The organism is Pseudanabaena sp. PCC 9330, assembly GCF_055795045.1.
Window position 1 is genome coordinate 1 of the sequence record NZ_JAYFES010000045.1, and the last position, 12589, is coordinate 12589.

8 protein-coding genes and 1 pseudogene are annotated in these 12589 nt (G+C 53.3%); 3 read left to right on the top strand and 6 right to left on the bottom strand.

All coding sequences use genetic code 11. From position 1 onward, the window contains the following. Positions 1–201: 201 nt before the first annotated feature. The 5 genes and pseudogenes from AC0QKW_RS01085 to AC0QKW_RS01105 all read right to left on the bottom strand — a co-directional run bounded on the left by AC0QKW_RS01085 (position 202) and on the right by AC0QKW_RS01105 (position 8888). Complete coding sequence (locus AC0QKW_RS01085) at positions 202–3369, bottom strand: SNF2-related protein (RefSeq protein WP_473149221.1); 3168 nt, start codon at positions 3367–3369, stop codon at positions 202–204. Between the two features lie 70 nt (positions 3370–3439). Beyond that, positions 3440–3814, bottom strand: a complete 375-nt coding sequence (locus AC0QKW_RS01090) for a type II toxin-antitoxin system VapC family toxin (RefSeq protein WP_473149222.1) — start codon at positions 3812–3814, stop codon at positions 3440–3442. Next, positions 3802–4170 carry a hypothetical protein gene (locus tag AC0QKW_RS01095; RefSeq protein WP_473149223.1) on the bottom strand — a complete coding sequence of 123 codons (369 nt, stop codon included), beginning with the start codon at positions 4168–4170 and terminating at the stop codon, positions 3802–3804. Before AC0QKW_RS01095 ends, AC0QKW_RS01090 begins: the two co-directional genes overlap by 13 nt. Before the next feature lie 49 nt (positions 4171–4219). Then, positions 4220–5290: a lipase family protein gene (locus AC0QKW_RS01100; protein WP_473149224.1), complete on the bottom strand. Its 1071-nt coding sequence runs from the start codon at positions 5288–5290 to the stop codon at positions 4220–4222. A gap of 32 nt (positions 5291–5322) precedes the next feature. After that, positions 5323–8888 (bottom strand): annotated as a pseudogene (locus AC0QKW_RS01105) (DUF559 domain-containing protein). 147 nt (positions 8889–9035) lie between these two features. Between AC0QKW_RS01105 and darT the strand changes: the two are divergent. From darT to AC0QKW_RS01120, 3 genes are all read left to right on the top strand, one after another. Beyond that, positions 9036–9668 (top strand): type II toxin-antitoxin system toxin DNA ADP-ribosyl transferase DarT, encoded by a 633-nt coding sequence (darT, locus tag AC0QKW_RS01110; RefSeq protein ID WP_473149225.1) that lies wholly within the window; start codon positions 9036–9038, stop codon positions 9666–9668. Positions 9669–9752: 84 nt separating this feature from the next. Beyond that, a complete protein-coding gene (gene darG / locus AC0QKW_RS01115) occupies positions 9753–10793 on the top strand; it encodes a type II toxin-antitoxin system antitoxin DNA ADP-ribosyl glycohydrolase DarG (RefSeq protein WP_473149226.1) in 1041 nt (346 codons plus the stop codon). Positions 10794–11158: 365 nt separating this feature from the next. Next, on the top strand, positions 11159–11680 hold the full coding sequence (locus tag AC0QKW_RS01120; RefSeq protein WP_473149227.1) for a hypothetical protein: 522 nt from the start codon (positions 11159–11161) through the stop codon (positions 11678–11680). Positions 11681–11782: 102 nt separating this feature from the next. Here the strand turns inward: AC0QKW_RS01120 and AC0QKW_RS01125 are convergent. After that, the coding region (locus AC0QKW_RS01125) for a hypothetical protein (RefSeq protein WP_473149228.1) at positions 11783–12589 on the bottom strand (807 nt) is incomplete at its 5' end.

The window sequence follows — 12589 nt, forward strand, 5'->3', positions numbered from 1 at the left end:
GTGGGACGGAGACAATGTACAACAAGTGCTCCATCAGCGGTGTGCGTATCTCAATGGCTACTTCTCAAGATGAGTCTTGCAAGACTGGGATACACCCAGCAGGTTGAGGCTTAGGTGCTCTATTCTACAGAGCCCTCGATCAGCCCACCATTGATGCTGCTGAGACCTCCAGCGGGTCTCTGGGGCTTTCTGTGGCAGCTCTTACCCAACTTTCAGTATTTCCTCAAATAGGGGGTCTCCCCAAAGCAATAGTTGTAGAGAGGGTGTTTCTTCAAAGACCTTTGGCTGGAAAGTGACCTGGTAGGTTTGCCCCCTATAGCCCAGTTGCCACACGCCTTGATCTGCCTGGGTAAAGTGAATTCCCTTTACTTTGAGGAGGGTTGACTGGGTGAACGTTGCCTCTACAACCTCCGGAGTAATGGCGGTAGGAGGCAGCGGTCGCCGAATTTCTTGCAGGTCAGCTTCCACATCGCGCTTCACCATGTCATCGAGGGCTGGCCGCTGGAGCGGAGCCGATAGAACATTGTCAAACTCAGAGAGCAGCACGTCTTCTTCTTCAGCATCGACGCTCATGGTGGCCCGTTCGATGAAGGTGGGCACCTGGGCCAGGATGGGCTGAAGGTTGCCGACGACAGATTCAAAGGCCCCAATGCGATCGCGCAACTTCTTATACACCTTCGCTTCCACCGTGCCGTCGTAATAGAAGTTGTGGATAGTGACGGTAGGGTATCGCTGGCCAATCCGGTCAATGCGGCCAATGCGCTGCTCCACCCACATCGGGTTCCAGGGCAGGTCATAGTTAAACAGCACCCCACAGGTTTGCAGGTTCAGGCCCTCGCTGGCGGATTCGGTACAGAGCAGGATTTTGATCTCGCCATCGCGGAATTTGGTTTTGATTAGCTCCTTGGGCACGATCGCCCACTGGCTATCGCGCCACAGCTCGCCGCCGCGCCCCGAGTAACAGGCTACCTGGTTGCCGTAGAGTTCCCGCAGCTGCTCCCGCAGAAAATCCATGGTGTCGGTGTATTGGGTGCAGGCGATCGCACTTTCCCGGTTCACCAATTCCTGCCGCAGGGTGGCGATGAAGTGGGCCAGCTTGGTGTCTTCCCCGGTGTTCTCAAACTGTCGCAGCAGGGTTTCTAGGTGCTCAATTTCTCGGGGGTCTATGGGCTCCATGTAGCCCTCTAGCCCTTCGATCACCGCGTCGTCGGCATCGTCTAGATCCGCCAGGTCATCGGCGGTGAGGCCGCTGCCCTGCTGGGTGAGCAGAGAATCGAGCCGTCGCTGGAGCGATTGCTGAATGGCGTAGAAGGAGCTGGTCAGCCGCTTGCGGTAGAGGGTCATCAAGAAGCCCAGGGCCTTGCGCTGTTCTTTTTGGGCCAGGCGGTAGAAGTGGCGCACGTAGTCGCTTACTTGGCGGTAGAGGTCGGCTTCGCGGGTGGGTTCTAAGGTGATGGCGTTGTCACAGACCTCGCGGCGGGGCACGTCCTTTTCTAGCAGGCCAAGGCGGTAGTACTCCCGCAGGGTATCCCGCGTGTGGCGGAACATCATGTCTTTGAGGGGGGTGTTGGTGGAGAGGAATTGCAGGGAGGCGGCGATAAAGGCCTCATCTTGCAGGTAGGGGCGCTCGTTGATGATCTTGATGCGGCCTCGCCAGACATCTTCGACTTGACTAGCCAGCATGCGGTCTTGCTGGTAGAGGTGCTGCTGGAGTCGGGGGCAGGGCTGGCCGCCACGGGCAAAGTAGTCGGCAGACATCGTTTGCCAGAAGTTGAGCAGGTGGCGATCGGGCTTACTGTCTAGCGATGAGAAGTAGTCGCAGAAGGTGTCGCCGTAGGCCCAGTGGCCCTTTAAACCCAGCACATGCAGCAGGTCAAAGACTTCGATCGGGTCAATTTGCATCGGGGTGGCCGACAGCAAAATCAGTGCTTTGGTCTTATCGCGCAGCTGCTCCAGCAGTTGCAGCAGGCGGTTGGGGGTGTCTTTGCGGGCCTGGGGCGATTTGCGGCGGGCGTGGTGGGCCTCGTCCAGCACCACCAGATCCCAGGGCTCGGCATCGAGCAGTTCTTGCATCCGCTCGCGGCGGCGCACCAGGTGGCTAGAGGCGAGGATCAGGTTTTGAGTATTCCAGGGGTTGCCGGTGGGAGGGGTGGTTTGTCCGTAGGGATCTTTGAATTCGCCTTGGGTATAGCTCCAGAAGTGGAGGTTGAACTTTTCGCGCAGTTCTTCGTGCCACTGGGGCTGGACGCTGGCGGGGGACAGCACCAGGACGCGTTTCACCTTGTGGGACACCAGCAGGTAGCGGAGGATCAGCCCGGTCTCGATGGTTTTGCCCAGGCCTACTTCATCGGCAATCAAAAAGCTGCGGGGAAATTCGGCGGCGGCGCGTTTGAGAATTTTGATCTGGTGGGGCCAGGGCTGAATGGGGATAGAGCTGAGGCAGGCGCTGAGGCAGCCGGGGTCTTGGTGGATATTGGCGATCGCCCGAAACATCTCCCGTTCTTTTGCCAGGGTGGCCTCATCGATCTGAGCCTCTGGCTTCTTCTCCTCCACCGGCTCTGGGTTAGGAATGGCTAGCTGTTCTCGCTCTTGCTTGGTGAGGGGGCGCTGGTTAAATTCGTCGTCGGTGTTCCAGGTTGGCTTTTGGGGTGGAGCGTAGCGGATGAGCTTGCGCTTAACGGCTTCGGGCACTTCAAACACGCGGACGCTGGGGATCTGGTTGTGCCAGTGCTGCTCGAAGCGCAGGGTTTCTTCCTGCACGCGGGCCAGGTCGCGATCGCCCTCCCAGGAGCAGAAGACGTGGAAGGATTCGACGTTGAAGTTCCAGCCGCCGCTGGATTCGTTGTTGGAGCCGGTGGTAGCGATCTGGTGGCCGTCGGCGTCGGTGAAGAGGCAGACTTTCTCGTGGTAGATGTAGTGGGTGTTGATGGCCTCGTCGGGGTCGAGGGGTTGGCCGTCGTGGCGCAGGGGGATGGCGATGCGGATGTCGAGGCGATCGCTTTGAATTAACCAGCTCAGGATTTCGAGGCGTTTGAGCTGGGCAAAGTTGGTAGGTGGGGTGAGGTTGGCGTCAAGGCGGGCGGCGACGGCATCCCGGAGGGTGTAGCCCTGCTGGATGGCCTGGAGATCGGTTTTGCTGAGGTGGCAGCTCATGATCAGTCGGATGCGGCCTTCGTTTTGGAGGAAGGCCCCTAGACCCCCGGCTACCTGGCTGAGGATGGCACTATTGAAGAAGCCAGATTTGCGATCATATTGGGTGGCGCGTTCGAGGGCGGGGATGTAGAAGTCGGCGACGGGGTTGCTGGTATCGCTGGCATAGCTGATACGCCAGGGGTAGTCGCTTAGACGATGGGAGGAAGATTGAGCCATCAGACTGCAATAACCTCCGATAGCAACACCACAGGGATATCTGTCAGCTTCTTGAGCTGGCGGTCGTTGGTTAAAAACGTGTGCAGTCTGTCCTGAGGGCGGTGGCGGCATGGATGGCGTCAGGCAATTTGAGCTGAGTGTCGGCCCTTACCTCAGCGGCATCAATGAGCAGATCCCGCAAAACGGGCACGATGAAGAAGTTCTGGCGGTTTGCGATCGCTTTTTTGTATCGGGCCTGCTGAGCTAAATCTTGGTCTCGAAAGGGTTTCACTAGTAATTCTGCTAGGGTCAGCTCGCTGGTCACGCCTCGCAGCGTCCCAGCCTGGATCTGCCCAAAGAGCTGGGTTAACTCTGGGCGAAACGCAGAGTATCCTTCCAGCGCATAAATCCAGGCGTTGGTGTCGAGGTAGATGCGATCGCCCTGAAGGGCCTCTAGTAATCCCATTCGTCCCTTTGCTCGCGAATGAACTGGTCAGCATCTTCTGGGGTAGCAAAGCTACCGGGGGCAGAGCCAATCAGGTCAGTGAGGGGGGTATCGCCAGCGGTGGCTTGCAACTGTAGGTTCAATCGGGCCAGTTCGCCAGATAGTTGATGTTCGTGTTCAACCACCGCCATCGCCTCTAGGAAATCGTCTGAAAACGGTTCAGCAATGACCCTGCGTAGCCGCTCTAGATAGTCTCCTGGAGGAGCGGGCGGTTGAGCCTCAATAATCACCGTGATTTCTGTGCCGTCGGGGATATCGATGCTCTGATCGATGAGTTCGATAGTATTGCCCCGCTTAATACCCTTAATCTTCATCATTTCCTCATCAGGCTGCAATAGCGGTCTTAGCGTCACTTCAAGGATAGAGTTAACCCATGACAAAGTGTCTGAGCACCTTGGGGTCAAAAAAGTACTCCATGTGAGACTCCCCAGTGATCTGCTTAAGCAAAGAGACCTTAAAAGAAACCTCTTTAGAGACTAATTTAGGTGTGGGCTCTCTGCCAGACACGGGCACTTTAGAGCAAAACCAGTCTTGGTTAGAGTAAAAATCTTCCCATTTCTCAATATGAGGATTATCTAGGCACTTCTTAATCTCTGACTCTATCCAATCGGTTGAGGAGGAAGAGCTTTCGAGGGCACTACCCCAGGTGATGTAGCGAACCTGTCTACCCTGCTGACCGCGATAGTCAGCCATAAAGTCTGTGGTAATGAGCCCGCCCAGGCTATGGGCGAGTACGGTAACGCGATCGTAGGAGCCTTCGCTAACGACGTTATCTACCGCCTGCTTAACCCGAGTGCGCAGGAGTGCTCTGATCGGGGGTTTGCCTTTATGGGATTCCTTTTGAAGGTAGCTAACGAAGAAATCAGTCAAATCGATGATGAGATTAATCGACACGGGCACCAAGGCGAGTAAAGCGCTAACTACTAGCCAAATCTGCCAGCCCCAGCCCGTGGTAGCCCACCCAGAAACTTGCCCCAAAAGGCCTTGCAAAAACGGAATAGAAGCTAGCGCTGGTTGTTCTGCAAGGGCCGCCAAGACCAGCACAACAATGCCATAGTACCAAAGCAGCACCAACAGCAAAATAGTACTGGTCTGCATAAAGAAAACGGGTGATATCTTCATGATCTTCCAGCCCTGGCTAAACCAGTGAAAGAACATGCTGATACCCCGACCAAACTTTTGGGTGGTGCTTTTTGCGCTTAAGCGATCGACCAAATCATTCCAATAGACTTCGTAGATGTCGATAGTCTTTTCGGTATCATCAAATTGACAGAGAAACCGCTTGCCGGTTTGCCCCGGAATTTTCACCTCTTCAGGGTCAAGCTTAATATTTATATCTTCGAGTTGATTTAATAACCCTTGGCTTAAATAGTTATCGAGATAATAGTTTTGACATTGAGCATCAAATCCGGAAACAAAAACAACGGCTTCTTTCATCGCTATACCAACCTCTACGGGTAGATGACTCTCTAAAACAGCCCCATTTGGCCTTCTTCAAACGCTAGCTCTGGCTGCACGTAGAGCACCTTGGCCTGAATTTCGTCCATCGCCAGCCACAGATCGGCTAGAGCCTTCTCTTCCACCATGCGTTTGCGTTCGTCGCCGATGTGGGGGATCGCCTTGAGGGCCACTTCCCAGGCGCGCATAAAGAGGTCGTTGCTGAGCAGGCCGGTGGTTTTGAGAAAGCGGCGGACGGGGTCGATGCTTTGTTCTTCAAGGTAGAGGGCGATGATGGCATGGAGGCCATTGACCAGGGCGATCGCGCTAAAGTCGTCGGGGTTAGTGGAGAAGGCGCGTTTTTTGAGGCGCTGCTGGGGGGTGAGCAGTTTGCAGGTGCCGCTGGCGGAGTCGATCAGCTTGTGGGTTTTGGCTAGGTCGCTGACGTTGAAGCCGCCGACGGCGAGGGCGAGCTGCCGCGCTTCATCGAAGGGGAACTCGCGGGCGCGGAAGGCATCCCAGGCGAGGATGTACCACTGGGTGAGGGGGTCGAACCCAGCGGTGTCGGCTTCGAGTAGTTTGCGGAAGCGGTAGTTGGCGATCGCCTTTCGAGCTTCCCCAAAGGCAACTTCGGGGCGCATTTCAACGCCGGAGCTATCGAGCACGGGCCAGGCGCGGCTAAAGACGTTGAGAGCGGGGCCAAAGGCGCTGAGGTAGAGGTCGATGCCGCCGATGTCGTTGGCTTCAAACTCGGGGGCGCGTTGCTCGACCAGGTTGGCGAGTTCGGGGCGCAGGTCATCCCACCAGGCGGAACCGGCGTTGGGATCGCGCTTGCGGCAGACCAGGAGCACGGTGCTGGAGACGGAGTTTTTCTGGGCCTGGTGCAGGTTTTGGGGGTTCTCGGTACTGACGGCCCAGCTGGCGGTGATCTCAAACCCGGCGTCGATGAGGGATTTGGCGAGCACGTCCCAGGCACCGGAGTCTTTGTGGTTGAACTGGACGGTCATGACGCCGTCGTCGCGGAGGACGCGGAAGTATTCGGCAAAGGCGAGAGCCATTTTGGCTTCGTAGTCGCGGTTGGCAAGTTCTTCGGCAGACTCGCCCATGTTGCGGAAGCGGGAGGGGTTGGCGACAGCTTCGCGGTCTTTGTCGGTGAGTTCGGAGAAGTAGAGTTCGGGGAAAATGTCGCCTAAAACGCGCTTTTGCCAGACATAGAAGAAGTCAGATAGCTCGGAATATTGAATGGTGGCGTAGTAGGGCGGATCGGTAACGATCGCATCCAAAGACTTGTCTGCAATATGGGCCAGGTTATCAGCTGAGGCTGCGGTGATGTGGCATTTCTTTGAAGCTGGATTGCATCCCCCTAAATCCCCCTTTTCAAGGGGGACTTCCGGATACTCCCCCCTTTCCAAGGGGGGCTGGGGGGGATAGTCTTCTATGCTGTAGGTGTCATATCCCACTAAATCCCCCTTTTCAAGGGGGACTTCGACTCCCCCCTTGAAAAGGGGGGGCGGGGGGGATTCTTCTCCCAAGGGAAGCCGGGGGGGATTCTTCGCCCCAATCACCGCACAAACCCCCTCAAAATTGCCTAAAACCTCCTCATTGCTGAACCGCAACACAGTCAGCCCATAGGCTTCCAAAATCTGTGTCCGTTCTGCGTCATAGGCTTCAGCATCTTCTGTGCCATGAGAATCACCATCGACCTCAATCACCAAATAGCGAGAAGGGCAGTAAAAATCCACAATGAAGTGATCAATCGGCCTTTGACGCCAAAATCGCTCATCCAAATTTTTCAGATACTCATGCCACAGCTTCTTCTCCGCAGCGGTCATGTTCTTACGAAGCTCTTTGGCACGGTCTACTAATTTTTTGTTGTAAGGAAGAAACCGAGAATCATAGGGCAAGTTTCGCTTAGCCGCCATCTCTTGAATTTGAGCCGCTAAGCTTTTATTTCTGGGTCTATGGACAGCTTCAGCCTCTTCCAGTGGGGTTTGCAATCGGGACGATTGCGCGACGGGGTTGGGGGATGGGGAATTTGACTGGAAGTTCAAAAGGCTGGGACGATCTGAGCCAATTTGTTTACAGAGAATTTCGTAGTCTGATGCAAAGACATCAGCACACCATCCCCACAAACTGTCTGAACCATTTCTCTCGGGGTAGTTCCACATTAGATTTAGCGTATGTTGTGCGGAAAATCCCTCTGAACCAGCTCGTGGAGCATTCCATCTACCTAATCGAGAATTTTCATCAACACATCGATCGAGTACCAAAGCCAAGTAAGTTGCGATCGCATTTACCATTTCTAGATCACATTCTAGTCTCAGCCTCTCCTTAACCTCGTTTAGAATTTCAACATATGTCACCATCGTCAAAAGCTGCCGAGGATTAAAGATTTCATGCCAGAATCGGACACCCCGCTTATAGCAACGTGTATCTTCGCCTTCTAAAAAAAGTTCAGAAGGAACTATAGCCTTATCAAAGTATTCATTTAGCTTAGATTCTGCCTTTTGGATAGCCTCTAAATCTGCATCAATAGGGAGCCTGAATTCTAAGTTAATTTTCTCTTTTTTATAAGCAACTGCATAGAGCTTATTCTCATATTCTTTTTGCAGAAGACGCTCATCTATATAATCGCTAGATAGCAAATCGCCGCAATTAAGGCATTTCCCTTCACCTCGGTTGATCGTAATGAAATCCCCCGGATCATAATCTCCCTCATCCGTCTGAATCGTCGTCCCCTTTCCCTTGCGCCCCTTCATCAACTCAAAATCCACCCGCTTTCCTGCCAGATTTGGAATCGGCTTTACCGCACACCACTTATGCAAATTCTGCTTTTCCGGTCGCTTATACAGCCACCAATTCGGACTCAACGGCACCACTGACTCACAACTCGGGCACACCACCGTATGCGCCCACAAATAGTTCTGAACTTTGATGTGAGAGGTGTTGTATCCCCCTAAATCCCCCTTTCAAGGGGGACTTCAGCTCCCCCCTTCCCAAGGGGGGCCGGGGGGGATTCCTCTCCCGACGGAAAAAACTCCACTAACCGCTTTTCCGCCTCATCCCCAACCCACTTCACCCACTTGTCAATCTCATGCTGCAAATCTGGCCCAAACTTTAGCGGGTACTCCATCGCCGCCTTCATCGTTACCACAGCCACCGGGTTTAAGTCGCTCGCCAGCACATTCAACCCATACCGCACCGCCTCAAACGGAATGCTGCCACCCCCCGCAAACGCATCCAGCACCGTCGGCGTGCGCGTACCCCAAGTCTGCTCACACAGGTCATGCACCTGCTTAATCCGCTCCGGGCTGGGCGGCGTCTTATACAGCTTCGTCGTGCTGTCCGGGTGCCCCGCTACCCGCCGGTTTAGCCCGAGCAGATACTCAAACTCCTCCATCGTCACCGTATCCGGCAGCAGCGAGCCCAACACACTCGCCCGACTAAACGACAGCGGCTTGCGCGAATACCACCGATGCAGCCCCTTAAACGGGTTGCCCCCATGCTCGTAGTACACCTGCCTATTCAGCAGCGTCACCGGAAAAATCTTCTCGATGAACACAGCAGGGCGGGCGGGCTTGGGCGTTGGTTCGGTCATGCTAGGCTCCATGGCTCATCCCATTGTACGAAGCGAAAAAAAACTGCTCAGACTTAGCCGGTATTGCTTAACAGCCCTGACCCCAGCCCGATCGCCCGGCCCCACCCATTGCTACGCTAAGGAGCACTCACAACCGCCCTGTGTAGAATGCCCGTTTGGCTGTACCACATTACCCCCATCAGCAACCTGGCCACTATTGTGCAGGCCGGTACCCTGCTGGCCAAAAACCGGCTGCAAGCCAGCGAGGCCGACTACACCTCCATTGCCTACGAGCACATTCAAGATCGGCGCTACTCCAAAACAGTGCCTTGCGGCCCTGGCGGCGTGCTGCACGACTACGTGCCCTTCTACTTCGCTCCCCGATCGCCCATGCTCGGGGCAATCCACATCGGCAACGTCACCGGCTACGCCAGCGGCCAGCAGTCTATTTTGCACCTGGTGACCACCGCCGAAGCGATCGCAGAGGCCGGTCTAGGGTTTGTATTCAGCGATGGCCATGCCGTCATGGGCTACACCAGCTTCTACGACAACCTCAACGACATCGACACTGCCATCGACTGGGACATCATGCAAACCAAGTATTGGCGAGATACCGATGAGGATGGCGATCGCAAGCGCCGCCGCCAAGCCGAGTTTTTGGTACACCAAGCGGTGCCCTGGCCCTTGATTCGCGGCATTGGGGTGATGGATGAGGCGATCGCTGCCGAGGTGAACCAAATTTTGCGACAATTTGAGCAAACGATGACCGCCCGCCTGCGCCCCCAGTGGTATTACACGTAAAATGCAGGCGACCCGACCACCCCTGAAGGATCTTGAACCCAACTCCTCCATTCAGTACAATTGAACTAGCAATATGACGGCACAATGCTCAAGCTAAAGCGTGGCAACCTCCTAGACGAAAAAACAGAAGCCCTGGTGAACACCGTCAACTGCGTGGGTGTCATGGGCAAAGGAGTGGCGCTGCAATTTAAGCGGGCGTTTCCAGACAACTTTAAGCAGTATCAAAAAGCGTGCAAAAACAACGAGGTCGAGCCAGGCCGCATGTTTACCGTCGCCACCGACTCCCTGCTGAACCCCCGGTATATTATCAACTTCCCCACCAAACGCCACTGGCGGCAGCCCTCCCAGCTTGACGATATCAAAGCCGGGCTAGTCGCCTTGGTAGAAGACGTCCAACGATTGGGGATTCAGTCGATTGCCATTCCCCCCCTGGGCTGCGGCAATGGGGGGTTAGACTGGGCCGAGGTCAAACCGCTGATTTTAGAGGCCTTTAAACCACTGCCCCGTGTTGAGGTGATTGTATTTGAACCTGCCGGAGCCCCGCCGGTTGACGCAATGGCGATCGCCACCTCAAAGCCACCCATGACGGCCTTTAGAGCCTCCCTGATTCGGATCTTAGAACTCTACGGGCTACCGGGGTATAGCGCCAGCCGCATCGAAATTCAAAAGCTGGCGTACTTTCTCAAAGTGGCTGGAGAGCCCACGCTGCAAACCCTGGCCTACCAGCGCTTTCACTACGGCCCCTATGCCCACAACCTGGGCCACGCCCTGCAAGGCATGGAGGGCCACTATATTCACGGGTACGGTGACGGGAGCGATCGAGCCCAGATTCAGGTTTTGCCTGAAGGACACGAGGCGGCTCAAAGTTTCTTAGCTGAGGGCCAAAATGCTGACCCCTACTTAGAGCGTGTCAGCCAGCTCATCGAAGGGTTTGAAACCCCCTACGGAATGGAAATGCTGGCAACTTTGCACTGGGTAGCCCAAGAAGACCCTCAAGCTGCTGTCGATTGCGAGGTGGCGATCGAGCGGGTGCGGGAATGGAGCGATCGTAAGAGAAATCTCTTTAAGCCCCAGCACCTCGCTATGGCCTGGAGCCACCTCAAATCCCAAGGCTGGCTTGTCTAATTGGTAGCAACGAAGGGGCTCTAAATCTTGGACACACCTAGCAATTTAGGCGAAGAATTGTTAAAACTTCCTACCCTGATCTCAGATGTTATTTGCCAGTCATTTAGTCTAATATGCTTGAAACTTGTTAGGGTTTCATTTTAGACTTTATTAGCAATGCAGCTATGTGCATCGAGTGAACATAGCATGACTTCTATATTTTTTTCACAACAAGGCTCTTAGTACAATTCACTCGCCTAGAAACTGCCATTGAGGCTAGTTTTTGTCCTACTTTACGGTGTAGCCTGAATTGGGCTAGTCTCCTAAACTTAGGTTAGTGATGAATGATCATGGCTAGTTTATTTTTCTCCTGGAGGTGTATTTCCATGGCACCGGTAACAATCTATAACCCTAATAATCCTGGGCTTCCAAATTCTCCCTGTCTTTCAGCAATGGTTCGAGAAGCCATTCGACTTCTTCAAGCTATTCAAGGTGAATTATCATCAGGACCACCAGAAGCTCAAGCACTTAAGGCAAGAATTGCTGGCATACAAGCTAGTCTAGCTGGTATAAACATCTCGTCAGTTGAAGCAGCCATAGCGATTCATAGAGAAGCTAAAACAGAAGCTGATGACACCTTGGCTCAGTGGGAGTTTGGTGAAATGGTGAAAAATCATGCTGTTCCCATTCAGAATAATCTTGGTGTCAACTATCCTACTGCTCCAATGCAGGATAGTCTTGGCTCAAGGTATCCTGCTACTTCTACTGTGGGCAATCTTGACATCGAATATCCCACTATTCCGATGCAGGATAATCACGGTTCAAAGTATCCCACCATTCCTACTAAGGACAATTTTAGTGCAAAGTATCCTCCATACAGGATCATTGACCTAGAAAATCCTTTGTAAGCATAAGAGAATGCATCAAAGGCAAATATATTGATTACCTTTGATGCATTCTCTAAATATCATAAATCCACGCAATGCATAAAATATGGCTCTTTAGGCCTTCTAAACATTGCCTTCATCAAGCTCCTCAATTAGAGCAGATAGGTGCTGGTAAAGAATGCCTATCAGAACACCTTTAGACTGCGAAAAGACATGTTCTCTGTCAAGAAAAGATTCTATTTTGCAGTTTCTCAGAAATGAGAATGCAGTGACATACAGGCTGTCATCACCGATAGATCTAGTGAGCAAGTCAGGTGTCATGTCTTTGAGGGCGGTTTCGTATTCAATGCTCTTCTTTAGCCAAGCACGTAAGTAACGATATATATCCTCCCAAAAAATCTGTTTGTATTCTGAGTCTTTTTTGAAAACCTGATTGGTGGCATCATGAGCTAAATTGAAAAGGATCTTATGAGTTTTGTCCTCCCCTAAGTATTTGGCCAGTTCTTGGCAGGCATTGACGCGATCTACATATCCTTTTAGTGACTGAGATAAGGATATAACTCTTTCTTTTGTTCCAGAAGATAGAAATGGGCCAAGCTCTTTACGAATCCAATCTGAGGAGATACCCTCTTGCAATTCTTCAACGATTCTGGCTAATGACTTCTCCAAACTCTCTTTTTCCTTCTGATGGACTATAGATGCCCCTGCTATCAGCGAGCTAACTGCAGCAGTCGCAGTTGTCCCAATAGCAGATCCCTTTGTAAGACCAGATTCACTTGAAAGGGTAATCATCCCGATGGCACCAATAGAAATCAGAAATCCTAGGAGTGCTGCCAGGGTAAGCGCAAGAAAAATAGGACTGTGACATGCTAGGGGCCTTCTATCGCTGCGACCTTTAGTGAGTCCCCATGAGCCAAGGCTTTGCTCCCA